General features: G+C 54.0%; 21 protein-coding genes. 10 read left to right on the top strand and 11 right to left on the bottom strand.

The genetic code is table 11. The annotated features are described in order from the left end of the window. Genes OGX92_RS07800 through acpT form a run of 5 tightly spaced genes read left to right on the top strand, consistent with a single transcriptional unit; the run spans window position 1 to window position 4189 of the window. The gene (locus tag OGX92_RS07800) at window positions 1-1170 is read left to right on the top strand and encodes a beta-ketoacyl-[acyl-carrier-protein] synthase family protein (protein ID WP_003827522.1); all 1170 of its coding nucleotides are present in this window, start codon (window positions 1-3) and stop codon (window positions 1168-1170) included. Continuing rightward, window positions 1167-1643, top strand: coding sequence for a hotdog family protein (locus OGX92_RS07795; protein WP_003827520.1), 477 nt, complete (start codon window positions 1167-1169; stop codon window positions 1641-1643). Before OGX92_RS07800 ends, OGX92_RS07795 begins: the two co-directional genes overlap by 4 nt. Continuing rightward, window positions 1640-2371 carry a 3-ketoacyl-ACP reductase FabG2 gene (locus OGX92_RS07790; RefSeq protein WP_008786386.1) on the top strand — a complete coding sequence of 244 codons (732 nt, stop codon included), beginning with the start codon at window positions 1640-1642 and terminating at the stop codon, window positions 2369-2371. The genes OGX92_RS07795 and OGX92_RS07790 overlap by 4 nt, the downstream gene beginning before the upstream one ends. Beyond that, on the top strand, window positions 2368-3597 hold the full coding sequence (locus OGX92_RS07785) for a beta-ketoacyl-ACP synthase (RefSeq protein ID WP_003827516.1): 1230 nt from the start codon (window positions 2368-2370) through the stop codon (window positions 3595-3597). Before OGX92_RS07790 ends, OGX92_RS07785 begins: the two co-directional genes overlap by 4 nt. 1 nt (window position 3598) lies before the next feature. Further along, window positions 3599-4189, top strand: a complete 591-nt coding sequence (gene acpT, locus OGX92_RS07780; protein ID WP_003827514.1) for a 4'-phosphopantetheinyl transferase AcpT — start codon at window positions 3599-3601, stop codon at window positions 4187-4189. Here the strand turns inward: acpT and OGX92_RS07775 are convergent. Next, window positions 4181-4687, bottom strand: coding sequence for a phenolic acid decarboxylase (locus tag OGX92_RS07775; RefSeq protein WP_284968633.1), 507 nt, complete (start codon window positions 4685-4687; stop codon window positions 4181-4183). The genes acpT and OGX92_RS07775 overlap by 9 nt on opposite strands. Before the next feature lie 99 nt (window positions 4688-4786). On the opposite strand from OGX92_RS07775, the gene OGX92_RS07770 reads away from it, so the two are divergent. Beyond that, window positions 4787-5647, top strand: coding sequence for a LysR family transcriptional regulator (locus tag OGX92_RS07770; RefSeq protein WP_003827509.1), 861 nt, complete (start codon window positions 4787-4789; stop codon window positions 5645-5647). A gap of 91 nt (window positions 5648-5738) precedes the next feature. Beyond that, window positions 5739-6140, top strand: coding sequence for a nickel-responsive transcriptional regulator NikR (nikR, locus tag OGX92_RS07760; protein ID WP_003827507.1), 402 nt, complete (start codon window positions 5739-5741; stop codon window positions 6138-6140). Window positions 6141-6244: 104 nt separating this feature from the next. On the opposite strand, the gene OGX92_RS07755 is transcribed toward nikR, so the two are convergent. From OGX92_RS07755 to OGX92_RS07710, 10 genes are all read right to left on the bottom strand, one after another. Further along, entirely contained in the window at window positions 6245-7369 is a 1125-nt protein-coding gene (locus tag OGX92_RS07755; RefSeq protein ID WP_063941408.1) for an ABC transporter permease, read from the bottom strand. Further along, the gene (rbbA, locus tag OGX92_RS07750) at window positions 7369-10116 is read right to left on the bottom strand and encodes a ribosome-associated ATPase/putative transporter RbbA (protein ID WP_286586407.1); all 2748 of its coding nucleotides are present in this window, start codon (window positions 10114-10116) and stop codon (window positions 7369-7371) included. The genes OGX92_RS07755 and rbbA overlap by 1 nt, the downstream gene beginning before the upstream one ends. Beyond that, window positions 10113-11180 (bottom strand): HlyD family secretion protein, encoded by a 1068-nt coding sequence (locus OGX92_RS07745; protein ID WP_057068426.1) that lies wholly within the window; start codon window positions 11178-11180, stop codon window positions 10113-10115. The genes rbbA and OGX92_RS07745 overlap by 4 nt, the downstream gene beginning before the upstream one ends. A 352-nt stretch (window positions 11181-11532) precedes the next feature. After that, the gene (locus OGX92_RS07740) at window positions 11533-12699 is read right to left on the bottom strand and encodes an iron-containing alcohol dehydrogenase (RefSeq protein WP_063941410.1); all 1167 of its coding nucleotides are present in this window, start codon (window positions 12697-12699) and stop codon (window positions 11533-11535) included. 32 nt (window positions 12700-12731) lie between these two features. Continuing rightward, window positions 12732-13046, bottom strand: coding sequence for a putative quinol monooxygenase (locus tag OGX92_RS07735; protein ID WP_003827494.1), 315 nt, complete (start codon window positions 13044-13046; stop codon window positions 12732-12734). 16 nt (window positions 13047-13062) lie between these two features. Beyond that, complete coding sequence (locus OGX92_RS07730; protein ID WP_003827492.1) at window positions 13063-13638, bottom strand: glycerol-3-phosphate responsive antiterminator; 576 nt, start codon at window positions 13636-13638, stop codon at window positions 13063-13065. Further along, window positions 13635-15194 (bottom strand): FAD-binding oxidoreductase, encoded by a 1560-nt coding sequence (locus tag OGX92_RS07725; protein ID WP_003827490.1) that lies wholly within the window; start codon window positions 15192-15194, stop codon window positions 13635-13637. Before OGX92_RS07725 ends, OGX92_RS07730 begins: the two co-directional genes overlap by 4 nt. Further along, window positions 15191-16870 carry a glycerol-3-phosphate dehydrogenase/oxidase gene (locus OGX92_RS07720; RefSeq protein ID WP_063941411.1) on the bottom strand — a complete coding sequence of 560 codons (1680 nt, stop codon included), beginning with the start codon at window positions 16868-16870 and terminating at the stop codon, window positions 15191-15193. Before OGX92_RS07720 ends, OGX92_RS07725 begins: the two co-directional genes overlap by 4 nt. Further along, complete coding sequence (locus tag OGX92_RS07715; protein WP_240389441.1) at window positions 16867-18411, bottom strand: FGGY family carbohydrate kinase; 1545 nt, start codon at window positions 18409-18411, stop codon at window positions 16867-16869. The genes OGX92_RS07720 and OGX92_RS07715 overlap by 4 nt, the downstream gene beginning before the upstream one ends. Beyond that, a complete protein-coding gene (locus tag OGX92_RS07710; protein WP_003827485.1) occupies window positions 18408-19883 on the bottom strand; it encodes an MFS transporter in 1476 nt (491 codons plus the stop codon). Before OGX92_RS07710 ends, OGX92_RS07715 begins: the two co-directional genes overlap by 4 nt. Window positions 19884-20441: 558 nt before the next feature. Between OGX92_RS07710 and OGX92_RS07705 the strand changes: the two genes are divergently transcribed. The 3 genes from OGX92_RS07705 to uxuA are packed head-to-tail and all read left to right on the top strand — an operon-like array spanning window position 20442 to window position 23930. Next, a complete protein-coding gene (locus OGX92_RS07705; protein ID WP_063941413.1) occupies window positions 20442-21731 on the top strand; it encodes an MFS transporter in 1290 nt (429 codons plus the stop codon). Continuing rightward, window positions 21703-22728: a zinc-binding dehydrogenase gene (locus OGX92_RS07700; protein ID WP_003827481.1), complete on the top strand. Its 1026-nt coding sequence runs from the start codon at window positions 21703-21705 to the stop codon at window positions 22726-22728. The genes OGX92_RS07705 and OGX92_RS07700 overlap by 29 nt, the downstream gene beginning before the upstream one ends. A gap of 20 nt (window positions 22729-22748) precedes the next feature. After that, window positions 22749-23930, top strand: a complete 1182-nt coding sequence (gene uxuA / locus OGX92_RS07695; RefSeq protein WP_286586403.1) for a mannonate dehydratase — start codon at window positions 22749-22751, stop codon at window positions 23928-23930. Window positions 23931-24027: the final 97 nt, after the last annotated feature.

The following is a 24027-nucleotide window of genomic DNA, read 5'->3' as shown; positions in this document are numbered from 1 at the left end:
ATGATCTACATTTCTGCCGTTGGCATGATTAATGCGTTGGGCAATAACACTGATGAAATCGCAGCCAACCTCACTCGTGGCGTAGCGCCGGGAATGCGCCCGCGCACGGGCTGGCTGCAAGGACACCCATCCGCAGTGTTAGCAGGCGTTGACGGTGAGCTGCCCGCTATTCCTCAGCACTTTAGCGCTCATCGTTCGCGCAACAACCAGCTATTGCTGGCAGCACTGATGCAAATCCAGCCACAGGTGGACGACGCTATCGCCCGATTTGGTCGCGATCGTATTGCTGTTGTTCTCGGCACCAGCACCTCCGGTCTGGATGAGGGTGACGTTCACGTAGATTTGATGCTCAACGGCAAAGAGAGCACTGACTGGCGCTATCCGCAACAGGAACTGGGCGATCCGTCGCGTTTTCTTAGCCACTGGCTGGCGCTGGATGGCCCGGCCTTTACGCTCTCAACCGCCTGCTCGTCCAGTGCAAGGGCTATCATGAGCGGACGTCGTTTGATCGAATCAGGTCTGGTCGATATCGCCATTGTCGGCGGTGCGGATACGCTAAGCCGAATGCCAATCAACGGATTCCACAGTCTGGAATCACTCTCCCCAACGCTGTGTCAGCCGTTTGGCCGCGACCGTTGTGGGATCACCATTGGCGAAGGCGCCGCATTGATGGTATTAACCCGCGAGCCACAGCCTATCGCGCTCCTTGGCGTCGGCGAATCCAGCGACGCGTACCATATTTCGGCTCCCCATCCACAGGGGGAAGGTGCCATTCGCGCCATCGGCCAGGCGCTTAACGACGCAGGAATGACGCCGGAACACGTGGGCTATATCAATCTGCACGGAACCGCCACACCGTTAAATGATCAGATTGAGTCCAACGTCGTGAGCGCGCTATTTGGCGAAACGGTCCCGTGCAGTTCAACCAAACATCTGACCGGGCACACGCTGGGCGCTGCGGGGATCACCGAAGCAGCGATCAGTATGCTGATTCTGCAACGCGAACTGCCGCTGCCACCGCAGGATTTTAGCCAATCGCCACGCGATGAAACATTGCCAGCCTGCGGCATCATTGAACAGCCGCAGTCGCTGACTCGCCCGGTTATCTTGTCTAATTCATTTGCCTTCGGTGGCAATAATGCCAGCATCCTGCTCGGGAGAACCTCATGAGCCACTTTTTACCACCGGGTGACTATTTACCGCATGATGCGCCGATGCTGCTTCTTGAAGAGGTCGTCAGTGTGGCGGACGAAACCGCCACCTGCCACGTGACGGTATCAGCAAACAGCGTACTGGCCCCTTTTCTCGACCCTGATGGTAATCTGCCTGGCTGGTTCGCACTAGAACTGATGGCGCAGACCATTGGCGTCTGGTCTGGCTGGCACCGCCAGCAACAAGGTCAGGCGAGTATTACGTTAGGCATGGTACTGGGCGCACGTGAGTTAGTCTGTGCTACAGGTGTTCTGCCTGCCGGGAAGAAGCTGAGCATCCATGTCAAATTGCTGATGCAGGATGCACGATTCGGTAGCTTTGAATGTGCCATCCAGGCAGACAACGAGACGCTGGCAACCGGTCGAGTCAACACCTTCCAGCCAACATCAGAAGAAATTAACACGCTATTTCAACAAGGAGCGTCCACATGAGCCGTTCAGTTTTAGTTACGGGTGCCAGCAAAGGTATCGGTCGCGCCATCGCCAGACAACTGGCCGCGGACGGTTTTGTGGTCGGCGTACACTATCATCGCGATGTGCAAGGAGCACAAGAAACGCTGGATGCTATCCTCGCCGCTGGCGGCGCAGGGCGCCTGTTGACATTTGACGTTGCCAATCGCGAGCAGTGCCGTGAAATACTGTCGCAAGATATTGAGGCAAACGGCGCATGGTACGGCATTGTCAGCAACGCTGGAGTCACTCGGGATGCCGCTTTCCCTGCGCTCAGTGATAACGACTGGGATTCGGTGATCCATACCAACCTCGACAGCTTTTACAACGTCATTCATCCGTGCATTATGCCGATGATCAGCGCACGCCAGGGGGGCCGTATCATCACACTGTCTTCGGTTTCGGGCGTGATGGGCAACCGCGGTCAGGTCAATTACAGTGCGGCAAAAGCCGGAATTATTGGTGCCACCAAAGCGCTGGCTATCGAACTGGCAAAACGCAAAATTACCGTAAACTGCATTGCGCCGGGACTCATTGATACCGGGATGATCGAGATGGAAGAAGCCGCATTGAAAGAGGCGATGTCGATGATTCCCATGAAACGAATAGGTCAGGCTGAAGAAGTCGCCGGGCTTGCCAGTTATTTAATGTCGGATGTGGCGGGCTATGTAACTCGCCAGGTGATTTCCATCAATGGAGGGATGTTATGACACGTCGTGTCGTGATTACAGGCATGGGCGGCGTCACCGCCTTTGGGGAAAACTGGCAGGCTGTCTCCGCCAGGTTATTGGCATATGAAAATGCGGTACGCAAAATGCCGGAGTGGCAGGTTTATGACGGACTGCACACACTGCTGGGAGCGCCGATCGACGACTTCACTCTGCCGGAACACTATACCCGCAAGCGAATTCGCGCCATGGGGCGCGTATCGCTGATGTCCACCCGCGCAACAGAGCTGGCGCTTGAGCAGGCCGGGCTGATTGGCGATCGGGTACTGACTAACGGTGAAACCGGGATCGCTTATGGTTCATCAACCGGTAGTACCGGTCCAGTGAGCGAGTTCGCGACCATGCTGACCGAGAAACACACCAATAACATCACCGGCACGACCTACGTGCAAATGATGCCGCATACCACTGCCGTTAACACCGGATTGTTTTTCGGTCTGCGTGGGCGAGTCATCCCGACATCCAGCGCCTGCACATCCGGTAGCCAGGCAATTGGTTATGCATGGGAAGCCATTCGACACGGTTATCAAACGGTGATGGTCGCCGGCGGCGCAGAAGAACTGTGTCCTTCCGAAGCCGCCGTGTTTGATACGTTATTCGCAACCAGCCAGCGCAACGACGAGCCGAAAACCACCCCCTCCCCGTTCGATGAAAAACGCGATGGTCTGGTCATCGGAGAAGGTGCAGGTACGCTAGTGCTGGAAGAGCTGGAACACGCTAAAGCGCGCGGAGCAACGATTTATGGTGAAATCGTTGGCTTTGCCACTAACTGCGATGCTGCCCATATCACCCAGCCGCAGCGCGAAACAATGCAGATTTGCATGGAAAAATCACTGAATATGGCAGGTATTAGTGCCCGGGATATCGGCTATATTTCAGCGCACGGAACCGCAACCGATCGTGGTGATGTTGCAGAAAGTCAGGCAACCTCTGCAATTTATGGTGATAATGTTCCGCTATCCTCGCTTAAAAGCTATTTTGGACATACCCTTGGCGCTTGTGGCGCACTAGAGGCCTGGATGAGTCTGCAAATGATGCGTGAAGGCTGGTTTGCGCCTACGCTAAATTTGAGTCAGCCAGATGCCAATTGTGGCGCGCTGGATTACATTATGGGTGAAGCCCGCAAGATTGATTGCGAGTTTTTGCAGAGCAACAACTTTGCGTTTGGCGGCATAAATACTTCTATCATCATTAAACGTTGGCCGTGATATGTACCGGATCGTTCTTGGGAAAGTTTCTGTTTTAAGCGCTGGCGCACTGCCTGCCGCACTGAGTGAGCAAGCGCCGCAAGGTGCTCGCCGTGCGCGCTGGCTGGCCGGTCGCGTGCTGCTTTCCCATGCCCTTTCGCCATTACCAGACATCGTCTATGGCGAGCAAGGAAAACCGGCCTTTTCTGCTGACACGCCGCTGTGGTTCAATCTCAGCCACAGCGGTGATGATATCGCCCTGCTGCTCAGCGACGAAGGGGAAGTCGGCTGCGATATTGAAGTCGTTCGCCCGCGCGATAACTGGCAAACGCTGGCAAATACGGTATTCAGTCTTGGTGAACATGCCGAAGTCGAGGCCGAACGCCCGGAGCAACAGCTGGCGGCGTTCTGGCGCATCTGGACGCGTAAAGAAGCTATCGTGAAACAGCGCGGCGGTAGCGCCTGGCAAATCGTCAGCGTCGACAGTACCGCGCTAACTTCCTCACTCTCCGTCAGCCAGTGCCAGCTTGATACCCTGAGCCTGGCGGTGTGCACCCCCACGCCGTTTACCCTGACCGCAGACGCCGTGCAGCGCCTGGAAGCCTTAGCGTAAATTTTCCGGGAAGTTTTTCGGCAGCTCGCTCGCCGCACAGGCAATAACGTCATCGTTGTTCGCGCCGCAGTCACGTACGAAAGTGATGGTCGCGAACTCATCAATCACCTCGGTGGGATACGCCGGGCCGGCATCGCGGTACGACATCATCAGCGGAATATGGTCATTCTGGAAGCAGACCGTTTTTTCCGGATTATTGATCACCCAGCGAGGGAAAAAGATGGTGCCGTGAAAGAGTTTATCACCCAGGTTTACGATCAAGCTGACGTCGGTCCCGGTCGGTTCGGTCCACGAAATTTTAAAAACGCTCTCCCCGACCCGCACAATATAGGCCCGCTGATCTTTCACCCAACGATTCCCCACAATACCGCTGTGAATGCGGTAATCCAGCGTAGCGTCGTTTTTCACGTAGATCTCGTAATTCCAGCCATTATCGTAGGTATAGACCAGATGTTTGCCGACAAATCCGCTCAAATCATGTTTATCAAACGCGCTCATATTCGTTCTCCTCTTACTTGATGCGAGGATCTTAACGCTTCAAAAATTGGATGAATAACGCTATGTTTGCATCAAATTCATTCAATTATTAGATGAGTTATGCACAAAACAACCCTCGAGCAGTGGGCTCTATTGGAGAAAGTGGTGGAGCTGGGCAGCTTTGCTAAAGCGGCGGAAGAGACCAACCGTAGCCAGTCTTCGGTGAGCTACAATCTGGCACTGTTGCAGGAGCGGCTCGGCGTAACGCTGCTGACCCCGGAAGGTCGCAGGGCTGTCCTGACCCCGGCCGGAGAGCTATTGCTCAATCAGGTCAAACCGTTACTGAAGGCCTTTTTATGGGTGGAAACCCGGGCCGCAACGTTACAAAACGGTACGCGAACGCGGCTGGATTTGATGGTAGATAGCATCTTCCCACGCAAACGCCTGTTCGCCATTCTCAAACAGTTTCAGCAGGCCTGGCCGCAAACGCAGGTGCGTCTGACCGAAGTCCTGGAGAATGGTGATGCTCGACTGGCAGCACATGCCGATGCGGACGTAATGGTCCTGACCCGGCGTCAGGATGTCACCGGACGCGGCGAATGGCTGATGAATATTGACTTCGTGGCCGTGGCCCACCGCGATCACCCACTCTGCATGCTGGATGCGCCGCTGAATGAAGACGCATTACGCGCCTGGCCGCTGATTCGTATTGCCGATCGCGATAACCCACAACAACCGGCGCGTGATGCCTGGACCTTCTCGACCATTGATGCCGCGATTGATGCGGTGATGTATCAGGTCGGTTACGGCTGGCTGCCTGAGGAACGTATTCAGACGCAGCTTGATCAGGGGCTTTTACGCCCACTGCCGTTAAGCCATGGCGCTCGCCGCGCCACGCCTTTGCATCTGATCGTTAAAGATACGCTTGCCCCGCTGGATGAACAGGTCAGTACTCTGCTGCGTTTATTGCGAGAACATTAACCTTTTCCCCGGATGCCGGACGTGTGTTACAAAATACGCTATTCCCCTTACTCCCTGTGCGCCAACGCGCCACATGAAAGGTTAACTGCAGATGCAACGAGTCACCATTACCCTCGATGACGATTTACTGGAAACGCTTGACGGCCTGAGTCAGCGCCGTGGCTACAACAACCGTTCCGAAGCGATCCGCGATATTCTACGTGGCGCACTGGCGCAGGAAACTACCCTTGAACACGGCACTCAGGGCTTCGCGGTGCTCTCGTATGTTTATGAGCATGAGAAGCGTGATCTGGCCAGCCGTATTGTTTCTACCCAACACCACCATCACGATTTATCGGTCGCCACGCTGCACGTGCACATCAACCATGACGACTGCCTGGAAATCGCCGTGCTAAAAGGCGACATGGGCGATGTGCAGCATTTTGCCGATGACGTGATTTCCCAGCGCGGCGTGCGCCACGGCCATTTACAGTGCCTGCCGAAAGAAGAGTAATTGCCTGTTTCGTTGCGGGATGCCGGATGGCGGCTACGCCTTATCCGGCCTACGTCTGTTACCATCTGTAGGCCAGGCAAGCGAAGCGCCCCCGGCAATAATGATTACGCCATCGTGCCAATCGTCTTTCTGAAACGCAGCAGTGCTATCAGGAAGAACGCGCTACCAATCGCCAGCAGCGTCAGAAACTGCGGCCAGACAATGTCAAACCCTGCGCCGCGGTAAAGTATCGCCTGCGCGAGGCTGACAAAATGGGTCGTTGGCATGGTCAGCATAATGTCCTGCACCGCCTGCGGCATGCTTTCACGCGGTGTGGAGCCACCTGAGAGCATCTGTAACGGCAGCAGCACCAGAATCATCAGCAGTCCCAACTGCGGCATGGAACGCGCCAGCGTGCCCATAAAAATGCCGATCGAGGTGGTGGCGAACAGGCTCAGCGCCACGCCCAGCATAAACAACGGAATTGAACCTTCAATCGGCACCCCGAGCACGCCTTTCACCATCAGCATCAGCGACAGACCGGAAACCACCAGCACCACCAGCCCCATCGACCAGATTTTTGCCATCATAATCTCAAACGGCGTCACCGGCATCACCAGCAGATGCTCAATAGTCCCGTGCTCGCGTTCGCGGATCAACGCCGAACCGGTCAGCACAATCGCCAGCATGGTGATGTTATTGATGATCGCCATCACCGCGCCAAAACGGGCGGGTTCCAGATTAGGGTTAAAGCGCATGCGCATTTCCAGTGCCACCGGCGGCTCATTGTTATCGCGGTAACGCGCCACAAAGCTGTTTACCTCGCCGCTGATGATATTCTGGATATAGCTGTTGCCGGTAAACGCCTGGCTCATCCGCGTGGCATCGACGTTAACCTGTATATCCGGTTGTCGTCCGGCCAGCACATCACGCTGAAAGTCAGGAGGAATGTTTACGGCGAAGGTATAGCGCCCGGCGTCCAGCCCGGCATCCATTTCATCGGCAGTGATCATCTCCGGCGGTAAAAACCACGGGCGATAAAAACTATTCACAATCCGATTCGACAACTGCGACTGGTCCATATCGGCAATAGCAATCGGTGCCAGATGCAGCGAACCCGGCAGGACGGTCGCGGAAGAATAAACCGAAACCGTGAAGGCGAAGACGATCAGCGTCAGCATCGCTTTGTCACCCAGCAGGCTGCGCAACTCTTTGATGCCGAGGTTATAAATATTGCGTAATCGGCGCATCACCCCTCCTGTTTTTTCAGCAGTAATACGCTCAGACCAATCACCACCGGAATGGCTACCGCCAGCGGAATAAACAGCGGCCAGAGATCGGTCAGATCCAACGCTTTAGAGAACGTTCCACGCGCGATGGTCAGAAAATGGCTGGTCGGATAAATTTCACCAATCCACCGACCCGGCCCTTCCAGCGAGGCAACTGGATCGATCATTCCGGAAAACTGCGTCGCCGGGATCAGCGTAATAATCGCCGTACCAAAAATGGCCGCGATCTGGCTTTTCATAAACGTGGAGATTAACAGCCCCAGCCCGGTGGCAATGGTGACGTACAGCAGCGCTGCCAGCGTCAGGGTCACAAAGCTCCCCTTATGCGGGACGCCGAACACAAACACCGACAGCGCGCACAACAGCAGGAAGTTCAGCATACCCAGCACGATGTACGGCAACTGTTTGCCGAGTAAAAACTCGCTGCGGGTCGTGGGCGTAACGTACAGGTTGATAATCGACCCCAGCTCTTTCTCACGCACCACGCTGAGGGCACTGAGCATGGAGGGGATCATCATCAACAGCAGTGGGATCACTGCCGGAACAATCGCCGGCAGACTCTTCACATCCGGGTTGTAACGATAGCGAGTTTCAATGGTCATCAGCCCGTTTTGCCCGCTGGCATTTGGCTGGCGCGCCATCACATCCTGCAGCCAGGTCTGGTGCATCGCCTGCACGTAACCCCTGACCGTTTCAGCGCGGCTTGGCATTGCGCCATCGACCCAGACGCCAATCTTCACCGGCGTTCCACGCGCGATGTCGCGGCCAAAATTTGGCGGAATTTCAATTGCTACCGCAACTTCGCCTGAACGCATCCGTTTGTCCAGCTCGTCATAACTGCTGAGCGGCGGTTGCTCGATAAAATAGCGCGATCCCGCCAGATTCAGCGTCCACGCCTGGCTGCTGACGGTCTGGTCACGATCGAGCACCGAAAAACGCAGGTTTTCTACATCCATGCTGATGCCGTAGCCCATGATAAGCATCAGGATCACTGTGCCCATCAGCGCCAGCGTGGAGCGTACCGGGTCACGTCGTAGCTCCAGCGCCTCGCGGCGGCTGTAGCTGAACAAGCGTCGCAGGCTAAAGCCTTGCCGCGGCGGCTTACTGTTTTCATGCACTGTCGGGACATTGGCTGGCGCCAACTGAGTTTCCGGCGCCGGGCCTGCCGCTTCCTGCAACCAGGAGATAAACGCCTCTTCCAGACTGGCAGCTCCACGCTGTTTCACCAGCTCCTGCGGCGTACCGCTGGCCAGTACTTTTCCGGCGTGCATCAGCGACATGCGGTCGCAGCGCTCCGCTTCGTTCATAAAGTGGGTGGAGATAAAAATGGTCACTTTGTCCTGGCGCGACAGGTCGACCATCAGTTGCCAGAACATATCCCTCGCCACCGGATCGACCCCGGAGGTCGGTTCATCAAGAATGAGCATCTCCGGGCGATGGATCACCGCCACCGCCAGCGACAGGCGTTGACGGATCCCCAACGGCAGCGCACCGGGCAGCGCATCTTCGACATCGGTCAGCGAAAAGCGCTCACTCATCTCCTGCACCCGCCCAGGGATTTCTGCTTCGGGGATATGGAACAGCCGCGCATGTAGTTCGAGGTTTTGCCGGACGGTCAGCTCGTTGTAGAGCGAAAATGCCTGCGACATATAGCCTACCCGGCGGCGGGTATCGATATTCTTCGGATCAACCGCTTGTCCAAACAGCCACGCCTCGCCTTCGCTTGCGGGCAGCAGTCCGGTGAGCATTTTCATGGTGGTGGATTTACCGCAGCCGTTGGAGCCGAGAAAACCGAAGATTTCCCCGCGCGGAATGCGGAAGTTAACGTGGTCCACCGCCACAAATTTACCGAAGCGCATGGTCAGGTTTTTCGCCTCGATGGCAATCTCTTCCTGCTCAGCGTGATACGGCGGGATCACTACCGGTTTATGCGCCTGCCGCTGGGCTTCAGGTAACAGCGCGATAAACGCCTGCTCCAGCGTGTTGCTGTTGGTTTGCTCACGTAGCTGCTGCGCGCTCCCGGTGGCTAACACCTCCCCGGCGTTCATCGCCACCAGCCAGTCAAAGCGCTCAGCTTCTTCCATGTAAGCGGTCGCCACCAGCACGCTCATGTTGGTCTGCCGCTGGCGAATGCTGTTAATCAGATCCCAGAACTGGGCGCGGGACAGCGGGTCGACCCCGGTGGTGGGTTCATCGAGAATTAACAGTTCCGGGTCGTGGATTAACGCGCAGCACAACCCCAACTTTTGCTTCATCCCGCCCGAGAGTTTCCCGGCAGGACGGTCGCGAAACGGTGCCAGTCCGGTGCTATTCAGCAGCTCGGTAATCCGCACCTCACGCTCCGCTTTGTCATGCCCAAACAGGCGGGCAAAGAAATCGACGTTCTCATATACCGACAGCGTGTGATACAGGTTTTTCCCCAGCCCTTGTGGCATCCAGGCAATGCGCGGGCAGACATCCCGGCGATGTTTTGGGTCGCGCATATCGCCACCCAACACCATCACGTTGCCGTGTTCAATGACCCGCGCGCCGGAGATGAGCGACAGCAGGCTCGATTTTCCGACGCCATCCGGGCCAATCAGCCCCACCATACAGCGGGCAGGGATATCCAGCGTGATATTGTTCAGCGCTACCGTTTTCCCGTAATGCTGACTCACGCCGTCAAGGTGCGCCACGGGAGGAACGGGAACCAGCGCCAGATGCGTCATTGCGGCAACCTCACCACCAGGTCGTCAGGCCAGGCGCGACTTTCATCAACACGCACCCACGCCATGCCCGGCAGACCGGTTTTCACGTACTCCAGATGCTGCTGCAACAGCTCTGGCGGGATACGCGCTTTGACGCGAAACATCAGTTTCAGCCGTTCATCGCTGGTTTCGACCGTTTTCGGCGTGAACTGCGCGACGCTAGCCACAAAGCTGATGGTCGCCGGAATACGCAGATCCGGCGCAGCATCCAGCACCAGCCGCGCTTCTCCGCCAATCTTCAGTAAACCAGCCTGTTCGGTTGGCAAGAAGAACGTCATGTAGACATCGCTGAGATCGACCATATTCAGCACGCGACCGCCTGCGGAAAGCACCTCGCCCGGTTCAGCTACGCGGTACTGTACGCGGCCATCGCGCGGGGCTTTCAACTCGCTGTCATCAATATCAGCCGCAATACGACGTTCGGTAGCCTGCGCGGCTTCTACGCGGGTTTGCGCCTGAATGATACTGGTACGAGCGGCTTCAATGGCGGCTTTTGCCGCAGAGACCTGCGCCTTTGCGGATTCCAGTGCAGCACGTGCGCTTTCTGCCGCAGCCCTGTCGTCATCCAGCTGTTGCTCAGACACAGCCCCACGCTGAGATAGCGAACGGGAGCGGACGTGGCGTTTAGAGACCGACTGCAGTTCCGCCTCACGCTGTTTTACCACCGACTGCGCGGCGCGCATTTCACTTTGCCGCTGCTCTAACAGCGCCCGCGCCGCCGCCACCGCACTTTCGGCCTCTTTGATTTGGGCTACCGCTTCCAGCCGCTGCTCCTGCAGCACGCGGGTATCCATTTTCGCCAGCACCTCACCCTGACGGACGAACTGCCCTTCCGACACGAGGATCGTGTCAATTCGCCCGGCAATCTTGGTGGCAATATCCACTTCAGTGGCTTCAATTCTGCCGTTGCTGGCTGCAAACCCCTCCGGTATTCCCGCAGGACGAAGCATCCACCATGCTATCGCGGCCACCACGACCAGGATGCCCACCACCCACCACATCATATGACGTTTAAACTTATCCATATTCGACCCGCCGTAATCCCTGTTATCAAACGATGCGTGTCACAAAGCCCACTGAACAGCTATTCAGCGGGAGATTCCATCCGGGATAAGAAGGAATGAGAAACAATGGCCAGAGAGCAGACAGGCATGTAAGCAACCTGCGCCGCGAAGGAAGTGAATGATGAAAATGCTGTGAAATCGGGTAGTAATGTTGTCATCATCAGCGTTCCTGGCCGGAAATGAAACACGCATACTCATTACTGCTGTCTATTGAATACTACCACCTGGATTCAATATGTCTATTCGGTTGTAGCAGGGATGTTGCAGGCAGAAAATCGTGCCCGGCAATTCCTTCACCGGACACCTGTAGTGCTTAAAAAGCCTGCTGATAAAGTCGCAACGCATCGTCTTCAGTAAGCGTCACGGGATTGTTATCCAGTAAACGGGTCTGCTGCATAGCATCGTGGGCCAACAGCGGCAGGTCCTTTTCAGGTACATCGACGTCACGCAGCCTGTTCGGTGCGCCGGTTGCGGCAATAATCTTCACCATCCCGGCAATAAACGACCGGGCATCGTTTGCCACGTCCCCTGTCACCTTCACCCCAATGACGGCTGCCAGCTCACCATAAAGTGGAGCCGCCGCTGACGCGTTAAACTGCAGCACTGGAATCAACATCAGCGCATTCGACAACCCATGTGGAATATGGTGTCGTGCGCCCAAGGGATAAGCCAGCGCATGCACTGCCGCCACAGGGGAATTGGCAAAAGCCTGGCCTGCCAGCATCGCGCCCAGCAGAACATTTTCTCGTGCTTCACGGTTGTTCCCGTCACGACATGCGGTCACCAGATGGCGACTGATTAAACGTAACGCCTCTCGGGCCAACGCATCCGAAAGCGGGTTCTTCTTATGCTTGCCGGTATAGGCCTCTATTGCATGCACCATCGCATCTATCCCGGCGGCAGCGGTGTGGACCGGCGGTAACCCCAGCGTCAGTTGCGCATCCAGCAGCACCAAATCACCATACAGCTGCGGGGAGACAATGCCCATTTTGCTGTCATCATGCGTCGTTAAAATGGCAATATTGGTGACTTCAGACCCCGTACCTGCCGTAGTGGGAATATTTACCAGCGGCAAACGTTGGCCGATAACCTTGCCAATCCCGTAAAGCTCCGGCAGCTCTTGTTCAGAGTTGATTAACACAGCCACCAGCTTCGCGACATCCAGCGAGGAGCCGCCGCCCAGGCCAATAACCATGTCACAGTGGCTATCGCGTGCTACCTGTATGGCTTCGCGAACAAAGTGTTCATGCGGATCGGGTTGAACCCGATCATAAACCGTCACCTGAAATCCTGCGTCTTGCAGGCTATGCAGAACAGGCGGCAGAATCCCTGCTTTGACCAGTCCTGGGTCGGTTACCAGCAATACACGACGCGCGTTAAACCGCTGCTGAAGGATCTCTCCTAATCGTGCCGCACCCGCCCATTCGACGATGATCTCCGCTACCGTCGTAAACGAAAAATCCTTCATAACATGGTTCATTGATGTATTCCTTGTAGTAAGAAAGACAGCGTTTACCTACGCGGTTCATCGGGAGGAATGTGAAAGCTTTTCACCTCTTTACGCTCCAACAGCGGAGTAATAATTCCAATGCCAATGCGTTGAAAATGTTCCGTTTGTCTGTGAAGTTCAAGACCTTGTGCGCAACGATAAGTCTCAACAATCACAAAGCGATCGCCGTCTTCCGTGGAACGGAAAAACTCATAGGTGATATTTTCAGGCTCGCTACGCGTCGCCTCCGCCAGCATGCTGAGCGCATCGTTTACCTTGTCGCCCATCGTCGGTTGGGCAAAATAATGTGCGACAACAAACAGCTGCGTATTTTCCATTTTTGGCTCCCGGTGGTTAACGTAGAAGATTCACATCCCATAACGCACTGTCGCTGCTTGAGACGGCTATCGCGCCGTGCAACAGTGCTGTCTGAGCATGCTCCTCATTGCAGACAAACCCGGACGCCACAATCGGCGGCAACACATTACGATCGGCCTGCGGGAGCAACGGCAGCATCTGCGCGGGCATCAGTTGCACATAATCAGGTTCGCTTTGCTCCACCGCTTTCAGGCTGCGTAGCCAGGTGGAACGGTCAGTGACAAAGATTTTCTGCATGGTCACCAGCCCACATTTTTTCGCACGCTGTACGGTTTGCAAACGCGTAGAGAGCAGCCCCATCGCCCCTGTTTCAGCCACATAATCGATGCCACCTTTATCCTGCGACAGCCCATTACAACTGTCGATATTGACGATGACGTACTTTCCCGCCTTCGACAGCAGTTCGATCACTGGCTGGAGCTTAATCAGATCAATATTGGCAATAATGCAGACTTCAGCTTTGCTGGACAGCGCGGTTTTCAGTTGCTCAATGCCGTAAATCGCCATGATGATTGGATGGCGTGCCAGAAGCACGCCAAGGTTTTTGATCATGATTGACCTGCCCGATGTGAGTGAAGCTCAGCGCTTAACCCCAGTTTTCCCGGGTTCAGGATATTCTGCGGATCCAGCGCCTTTTTAATATCGGCCAAAACCGAAAGCGATTCGCCTAATGAGGCCTGCATATAGGGGGAACGAAGCAGCCCAACGCCATGGTGATGGCTGAGGGAGGCATTGTGTTTAATCAGCACCGCATTTGCCGCGTCCCATGCGGCACGATACCACGCCCCGCGTTGCTCAACGGCCACATCGCCACGCAGCGAAAAGTAAAGGCATGCGCCATCGACGTAGGCGTGAGACTGGTGCGCTGAACCAGCCAGCGTCCCCGGTACAGCGTTAATCGCAGCCACCACATCATCATATACCGCGCTGAGATCGCGCCAGCGTCCCACCATTTCCAGCGTGTCCGCCACCAGGCCGGGGCTTTTCTTAAAGCCTTCAGCGCTTTTGCCCGTCAGATACCGGGTATCCAGCCAGCGTTCAAAGATGGCCTCACCGTCAAGTTCCTCTCCGCTCTGCTTACAAACACGCTCACTGATAGCCAGCACCGCGTCGACCATGTCTGGCTGTCCTTCGTCCGCAATTAGCAGGACATTGGTCTCTGGCAGACCAAACTGCACGCCGCTTTCCAGATTATCGTACAAACGTAGTGCCGCCGGATTCGCGCCATGCTGTAAGATTTCGCGACATGCCTCCAGTCCACTGGCGAAACTGGAAAAACCCCAGGCGATGGCGCGGCCATAATCCGGCAGGCGATGCAGCTTCAAACGCACACGCACAATCACACCCAGCGTGCCTTCCGAACCAATGAACATTTGCTGTAAATCCGGTCCGATAGCGCTGCGTGCATAACCGCCCACGGTGATTAAGCGCCCATCGGCAAGTACCACATCCATCCCAAAAACCATATCTTCAATTTTGCCATAGCGGGTAGAAAGCTGCCCCGCACCACGACAGGCGACCCACCCACCCACGGTACTAATGCCAAACGAAGACGGCCAGTGGCCCATCGTCATACCGTACTCTTTTTGGATGGTTTGTTCGAAAACATCGCCAAACATGCCGGCTTCTACCTCAACAATCTGACTTTGCGGGTCAAAGTCGATAAGTTTATTGAGTTCGCAAACATCCAGCACGATCCCCCCACGCAACGGCAAGGCGGCTCCGGTAACGTTACTCCGCCCGGCAGAAACCGTGACCGGGATGGCGGATTCACTGGCAAGACGCATCACGTCCTGAATCTGTTCCACGGTGGAAACGCGCACAATCACCCCTTTTGAGGTGGCGGGGGCGCCCTGGGTTTCCGCAATCATCGAACCGGCCCACCAGTCACGGGTCCAGGAAATCACATCGGCCTCAGACGTCAGCACTTCATCGGCAATGACCCGCAGACGGTCAAACGTTGCTTCGCTTATTGCAACGGGATCAACCTGCATTCCTTTTGCGCCACCGCTGCGGGTGATATCCGTTGCCCATGCGGGACGAGTATGTGCGCCAACGGTATAATTTCCACGGTTGTAACCACGTTTAATCGCTTCTTTACTGATCATTCTGATGTCCCCATAAGCATTGATTTTTCATGTTTAATTGCGGCCTGATAGCTGGCGACCTGTTTAGCCACGTGCTCAGGATGTAATCGGAGTTCTTGTTGCAGTATTTCCCCAACGCGTTCAGCGGCAGCGGCTGATGCATCGCGCGCCATCAGGCGAGCACGAATTCGGCGCGACAGCACATCGTCAACAGTGCTGGCAAGCTCATGGCGCACGGCGTACACCACTTCCGCTTCGGTATAGGGAAGCCCTGCGACGATAGGCTTCATGAGCGACGGATCGGCCTGGATAATGTCACTGACAAAATGGGCTTCAGTACCGTAGCGCTCGCCCAGATGCGCAGACAGACCACCTGAGGCCAGAATGGCCTGCGGGTCATAACCCGCCGCGCCAAGCAAATACGCAGTTTTCGTTGAGCAGGCCTTCTTACGACCCAGTATTTTGCTGGCCGCGTCGATGGTTTCTTCCGCCATATGACGTGATGTCGTCAGTTTGCCGCCGACGATGGTAATGAGCCCGTCCGCTGAAACCCGGATCTCATGGTTACGCTTCATCTCAACGGTCTTTCCACCCGCCACGCCCACCAGAGGACGGCAACCGGCGATACTTCCCACCACATCTTCCGGGCGCAGATCCGTTTTCAGCGCCGAGTTGGCCCCTTCCAGCAGAAAGTCCAGCTCAGTGCGATTACAGTGAACATCGTTCAGATCGCCCTGATAGTCTTCATCCGTGGTGCCCAGATAGGAGACGTTACCCCAGCGCGTTATGGTCGCGCGTCGACTGCGTCCGGCAACCGGGATGGTCACGGTGCAATCATTGCGAATCTTCATCCATGGGATCGCGACGTGAACTCCCTTCGCCGGGCGAATATTCAGAGGGGACGCCTCCCCTTTTTTCAGCCCGTTCCAGTCACGCAGCCAGACGCCCGTCGCCATAATGACTACCCGCGCTTTGATCCGAATTTCTCGGGCATCGGCATACACAATGGCCCCATTGACTTTGCCGTGCTGGTCACGTGTGGTTTCAATGACTTCGGCATGGTTAGTCACCGTCGCCCCATGAAACGCCGCCGTGCGCACCAGGGCGAGCGTTAATCTGGCATCGTCAACACGGGCATCGAAATACATAAAACCACCGGAGAGTTGTTCCTCTTTCAGCGTTGGGCAGTGCGACAGTACTTCCGCCGGAGTCAATTTTTGGTGAAGGATACCTTCCCGCCATCCGCCGGCGAGATCGTAGGTCCAGAGCAGACTTTCAAACGCCGAAGACATGCGCTTATCAAACACGCCATTCTTATCAAGCACCGGAAATAAAAAAGGAAGCCGCTGCACCAGATGGCGAGCGTTCCGGCGCATACGCTGGCGTTCGAGCAAAGAGTGACGCACCAGCCCCAAGTTCCCCTGCTCGATATAACGCAGACCACCGTGCACCATTTTTGATGACTTGGATGACGTCCCCGAAGCGAAATCGCTTTTTTCAATCAGCGCGACCCGATAGCCACGCAGGCTGGCATCCAGCGCCGCATAGGCTCCTGTCACGCCGCCGCCGACAATCAGGATGTCGTAGGTTTCGCTTTCCAGTCGGTCCAGTTGCTCAGGTCGATGCAGACGCAACGGCTCTGCGCCGTACATTTCACTACGTGTTTTGTTAGGCTTTCGCGAGGGGAAAAACTTCATGAGTGGGTACGCTCCTGATTAGCTGAAGTGAAGCTGCTGGCGGCATCTATTTCGAGCGCAATACGCATCTCCCAGCGGTTTATTTTTTGTTCGCGAAGGTCATGACTGATTTTGGGTTCAAACAGGCGCGCTGTTTTGAGCGTGGCGCAGGCATCAGGCAACGAGTCCCACAGCAGGCCATCGGCCCCTGCCAGAAATGCCGCACCACGTAAGCTGGCCCGTGCTGTTTCGGCCATCCGCCGTACGGGGATCCCGCTAACATCAGCCTGGATTTGCAATAACGTATCGCTATTGGATAACCCGCCCCCAACCACCAGTTCTTGTGCGGGTATGCCGGTTGCCGCTTCATTCGCACGAATACAGGCAGCGACCGAATGCGCGATACCTTCCAGAATGGCGTAAGCCACCTGCGGGCGCGTGGTCGAGATTGAAATACCGTTAAGGGAGGCGCGGGCCTGCGGTTGCAGATGAGGAACACGCAGACCCGTCAATGCCGGAATGAAACTCACGCCGCCAGAATCACTGGCTTGCGCAGCCAACTCGCTAATTTGTTCGGGCGAGTCAAACCAGTGCAGCTTTTCGCACACCCAGTTCAAAGCCGAACCGGTAGTTGGAACGAAAGTTTCTACAGAGAAGTGTGAACGCCCTTTTTGGCGGCGAGCCGTCATTGTGAGCGTGCTTTCACAACTCTTATTCAGCGTCGGTACCGTCGGCCCCATCATCAAGTCGACAAAGCTGCCGGTCCCATGCATACAAAAAGCCTGTCCGCGTTCAGTACAGCCCAGGCCGATAGCCCCCGCAAACTGATCTCCGGCGCAGGCCCGGATCGGGACGCTAATTCCGAGGATATCTTCACACGTGGTGCCAAAATCATCAGCATCATCATGTAATGATGGCAGCAATGATGCTGGGAAATTCAACGCCTGCAGCCAGGGCAAATGATACTGATGCTCGTTAAGGCAATACGCCCCAGCAGACGTGGCGTTAGTAGGGGTAGTGACACATTTTTTTTCTTGCGCCAGATGCCAGAGCAACCAGCTGTCAACGGTGCCAAACACCAGCGTTCCGGCCTGGTGCGCTTTCTTCACTGCCGATGTGTTGGTGATATGGTATGACGCCCAGAGGTAAGGAGAGCGTATCCCGACCGGCCGACCAATGAGCGGCAGCAGCTTCGCATCCCAGTAGGGGGCTAGTTGCGCCAGTTCATCCGTAAAACGTGCATCCTGCCAAACCATCGCAGGTGCCAGCGCCTTGCCAGTGCCTGCATCCCAGAGCACCGCCGTGGAGCGTTGCGTAGCAATCGCCAGCGCCACAATGCGCATCTTGCTACGCTGGGCGTTGGCAATCGCTGCGCGACACACGGCAATGGTGGCCTGTAATATTTCATCAGCATCTTGTTCAACAACGCCATGGCGCTGGCTACTGACCTGAAGCGGTTGGTATTCCAGGCAGTGGACCTGGCTATTTCGCGCCACCACTGCCGCGCGCGTACCAGATGTCCCTTCATCTATCGCCAGAATGACATCTTCATATTCAATCATTTCGTGCTCCTGTTTGACTCGGGGGCCATCGACTCGGGATAGGATGAATGGGGTGATTCGAACTGCGGAGCACCAGGCTCGTTATCCGGCTGGATGGTCGTGCGAGTGGGATCCCACGGGATCGCAAAACAGACGATGCTCGCAAATAGCGGAACAGCGGACATGATCAGGAAAGTTGTTTGCAGACCGTACAGATCGCGGAAGACGGGGAAAATAAACAACCCAAGCGCCGCACCGATTGCGCCAAGCGCCCCCACCACACCGTTGGCACCCGCCCGCAGTTCACTACGAAAAGAGAGTGATGAAAGGCTTTTCCCATTTGCGCCAGGCCCGCCAGAGTGACAAAGAATAAACAGCGCAGGGACCAGCAAAGAGGCCCACAGCGGCATACTGTCGCTGAACAGTCCCAGCGTAAGCAGTACGAGAAAAGCCACGGCAAAACCGATCGCCGACGAACGGCGCAAGCCCAGACGGCGACCTATAGCGGGCGACAGGAAGCCGCCAACGATACCGAAAACGTTAAAAAACAGTGAGCACAATGTTGCATACACAAAGTTCTTACCAAACATCGCAGCACTAATAACCGGTAAATACCAGCCGACACCAAAATATTGTATTGACTGGCAGATCTGAACCGTAGAAGCCAGAATCGTACGCGGTAAATAAACACCACGGAATATTAGCAGAACATTTTTTGCACCTTTTTCCGCTTGCCCAATGACCGGTTTTTGCTCCGTCTTTGGTGCCAGAATAAAATTCTCACCGTATATTTTATTCATAGCGATCACGGCCTCAGAAAGACGTGATTTTCTTGCCAGCCATACCGGACTTTCAACTAAATAACGAAACTGGAAGAACAGAACAATCAGTCCGCATAATGCTGTTACGGCAATAGAATAACGCCAGATAGCATCTCCAACATCCCAGGAATAAAACATCAACGCCAATGCCAGGTTTAAACACACAGCGACATACCACACCCCTTGCCAGGTGTTTAAACGGCTTTTTAGTTTCACCGGGGTGAACTCCGCTAACATCGCCATGGCCACGGCAAAATCCATTCCGTAAGAGACGCCAACGAAGAAGCGGCCTATGATAATAGTGCTGAAACTGGAGGACGACATCACCAGCAACGCACCGATCACCGCCATTATTTTGGCAATAATCAGCGGTGGAACACGCCCCCAGCGATCGGCAATCCAGCCGCCGATGGGGTTAAATAATATGGCAACCCACGATGAAAATGAGGTCAGCAGCGCAACTTCGGTCGCGCTCAGATTTAAATTGCGGGTCATTGGATTTAATCCAGCGCTGAGGGCTGAATTTGAAAAAGCGTCAAGAAACAGGCCACCTAGCGCTAACCACCAAATAACACCGGCTCTGCCATTGATTTTTCCGCGTGAGTCGATGCAATGAATAACATCATCAACACCACGGATTTTTATCGGATTCGAGAATGAGCATGCGGACATGGCTTTCCCCTTCATAATATTCGGAAGAAGGTCGCCATTAGCTAAAAAAATGCAATAAGAGACCATCTTAATTTCACAGATAGTCTCTTATCTAAAATCTGTATTTTTCCACTCTAGAAGGTAACGGAAAGCGTGTCAAAGCGACTTTACCGGTTGACTTTGATTTTGTGATATGTAGCACAATTGTTAACAAATGATTACATTAACAACGTTTGCCGTGGCATTTCTGGCTGATGCCTGCATGCCTCTATGCGATGGCTGGACATCCCCTCAGCGCTAATACCAGACCTATGCTGAACATACGTCGTTTCCTCGGCGCATCGTTAATGCAAACCCGCAATAAATAGACTTGAGTATACGATTAGATCTATCACAAATTACCAAGGTACAAATAAAGTCATTTAAATTCATTAGATTACGATTAACTCTCTTTACTTATCGTTATTTTCCACATTGATTTTCGTTATGTCGATCACATTCACATCAAAATGATGGTGATCTTAAAATAGGATTTAAATATTGTGGTCAGGCCGCTAGACCACAATAAGAGGATATATCATGAAAAGAAAAACAATGGGATGGCTTATCGTTTTTCTTCTATTTATAGTTTACATGCTTAACTATATGGATCGTTCAGCATTGTCGATCACCGCTCCACTCATTGAAAAGGAATTAGGATTTAATGCCGCTGAAATGGGTATGATTTTCAGCGCATTCTTTGTTGGCTACGCACTGTTTAACTTTATCGGTGGCTGGGCCAGCGACAAGTTTGGTCCTAAGACAGTATTTTTGGTCGCCGCATTACTTTGGTCAGTATTTTGTGGGATGACCAGTTTAGTTACCGGTTTATGGACTATGCTGGCCGTACGCGTATTATTTGGCATGGCCGAAGGACCAGTTAGCGCAGCCGGCAATAAAATCATCAATAACTGGATTTCGCGTAAAGAATCAGCCACTGCGATTGGTATTTTTAGCGCCGGTTCACCGTTAGGTGGTGCAATTTCTGGTCCGGTCGTTGGCCTGTTGGCACTTTCATTAGGCTGGCGTCCGGCATTTGGGATTATTTTCCTGTTTGGTTTAGCCTGGGTCATTCTCTGGTACTTCATCGCCAGTGATAAACCCTCCAAAAGTAAACACCTTGCCCCGGAAGAGCGTGTCGATTTTGAAAACCATGACGACATTATTTTAGCGGATGACGGTAAAGCAATGCCTTCTCTTGGCTACTACATGAAACAGCCGATGGTGTGGGCAACGACGCTGGCCTTCTTTAGCTATAACTACATACTCTTTTTCTTCCTGACATGGTTTCCAAGCTACCTGAATCACTCATTACATCTTGATATTAAAGAAATTAGTATTGCAACCGTGATCCCGTGGGTGATAGGCGCAATCGGTATGGTTCTGGGCGGCGTATGTTCTGATTTTATCTATCGCGTTACAGGAAATGCCCTGCTTTCTCGACGTCTTATTCTCGGCGTGTGCCTGGCTGGTGCGGCGATTTGTGTTGGTGTTTCAGGCACAGTCACCACCATCAGCAGCGCCGTTGGACTGATGTCTGTCTCGCTCTTCCTGCTGTATCTGACCGGGCCAATTTACTGGGCTGTTATTCAGGATGTAGTGCATAAAGATAAAGTTGGTAGCGTCGGCGGAGCCATGCATGGGCTAGCGAATATTTCCGGGATTATTGGCCCGCTGGTCACCGGATTCATCGTTCAGTTCAGCGGTAAATATGATTACGCATTCTATCTTGCTGGTGCTATTGCGATTGTTTCCAGCTGCCTGGTATTCGTATTTGTCAAAAATAAAGGATTGAAAGAAAATGAAAGTCAAAGCTGTTTACATCAATAAACCCGGTGAAATTGAAACCCGCTGGGTTGATTATCCTGAAAAGAAAGATAATGAAGTGCTGATTAAAGTTGATGCTGCCGGAATATGTGGTTCTGATATTGGTGCATTTCGCGGAACTAATCCTTTAGTAACCTACCCACGTATTATTGGCCACGAAGTTACCGGCGTTGTTATTAAAGAAGGCAATGGTATGCCGGCCAACATAAAAGAAGGAGACCGCGTAATTGTTGACCCTTATATCTATTGTGGTCACTGTTATCCCTGCTCGGTAGGCAGAACAAATTGTTGTGAGAATCTAAAAGTAATTGGCGTACATATTGATGGTGCAATGCAGGAGGTGGTTGCTCACCCTGCGCATTTGATTCACAAAATCCCTGATGACGTAGCCTCCGAGATGGCTCCGCTGGCAGAACCGCTGACCATTGCGCTACATGCGCTACATCGGGCCAAACTCACCGCAGGGGAACATATCGCCATCATTGGGGCGGGTGCGATAGGTCTGATGGCGGCACTGAGCGCATTACGTTATGGCGCGACACCTATCCTGATCGATATCGTGGAAGAAAGACTCCAGTATGCCAAATCGCTAGGCGTCCCGTACGTTATCAATCCCTCGAATACGCAGGTTGTTGACGCGATAAAAGATATTACGCAGGGCACGATGGCCCAGGTCGTGGTTGAAGCCTCTGGCGCTAACAGCGCGATTCGCGAAACGCTGGATCTGGCCTCTTTTGCTGGTCGTATTGCCTTCACCGGCTGGCCAAAACAGGAAACATCGTTACCCACCAATCTGATCACGTTTAAGGAACTGGATCTTCGCGGATCCCGCACCAGCGCAGGCGAGTTTGAAGAAGCGTTACAGATGCTTGCAACGCTGAACATCAATCCTGCGGATGTTGTCAGCAAAGTAGTGAGTATTGATGAGGTTCCTGCCGCTGTAAAAGAACTCGATCAATACCCGGAACGCTATCTGAAGATCAATGCGACCTTTCATTAATTTTCCCAGGAGATAAAACAATGGAACAAACCTGGCGTTGGTATGGCCCGAACGATCCCGTGTCGTTGTCCGATGTTCGTCAGGCCGGAGCAACCGGCGTAGTAACAGCGCTTCATCATATTTCAAACGGTGAAATCTGGTCCGTAGAAGAAATTCTCAAACGCAAAGAGATCGTAGAGAAAGCCGGTCTGGTCTGGTCCGTCGTGGAAAGCGTGCCGATTCATGAAGATATCAAGACCCATACGGGGCAATACGATCTCTGGATTAGCAATTATCAGCAGACGCTGCGTAATCTTGCCCAATGTGGCATCTATACCGTGTGTTACAACTTCATGCCGGTTCTGGACTGGACGCGCACAGATCTGGAATATGAATTGCCCGATGGCTCAAAAGCCCTGCGCTTTGACCAGATTGAGTTTGCCGCCTTTGAGCTGCATATTCTCAAACGTCCGGGAGCCGAAGCAGATTACACCACGGATGAGATAGCTCAAGCGGGTGAGCGTTTCGCCACCATGAGCGAAGAGGACAAGGCGCGGCTGACACGAAACATTATTGCCGGTCTGCCAGGCGCCGAAGAAGGTTACACGTTGGACCAATTCCGTAGCCACCTGGCGACTTATCAAAATATCGACAAAGCGGCCCTGCGCGAGCACTTTGCCTTTTTCCTGCGGGCTATCATCCCGGTTGCGGAAGAGGTTGGCGTACGCATGGCCGTGCACCCAGACGATCCGCCGCGCCCAATTCTTGGTCTGCCGCGTATTGTCTCCACCATCGAAGATATGCAGTGGATGGTGGAAACCGTCAACAGTATGGCGAATGGCTTCACAATGTGTACAGGCTCTTATGGGGTGCGCGCAGACAACGATCTGGTAGATATGATTAAACAGTTCGGCCCACGGATTTACTTTACCCATCTGCGCTCCACGCAACGCGAAGATAATCCCAAAACCTTCCATGAAGCGGCACATCTTTCCGGTGATGTCGATATGTACAACGTGGTGAAAGCGATAGTCGAAGAAGAAGAGCGCCGTAAAAATGATGGTAACGCCGTCTTGATCCCCATGCGACCAGACCATGGTCACCAGATGCTTGACGATCTGAAAAAGAAAACCAATCCCGGTTATTCCGCTATTGGGCGTCTGAAAGGTCTGGCTGAAGTACGTGGTGTTGAGCTGGCTATCCGGCGCGCCTTTTTCAGTTAATCAGATTATTGCCGCATGGTGTCCATCGCTATGCGGTTTTTCATTCCGTCAGGACCGGTCTTTGATAGCACATCATCAAAGAAGATCTTCAATGACA

The organism is Citrobacter sp. Cpo089, from assembly GCF_030332695.1.
GTDB classification, from domain to species: domain Bacteria; phylum Pseudomonadota; class Gammaproteobacteria; order Enterobacterales; family Enterobacteriaceae; genus Citrobacter; species Citrobacter portucalensis.
Note: the sequence above shows the minus strand (reverse complement) of the source record. Positions and strands in the feature narration are given on the sequence as shown.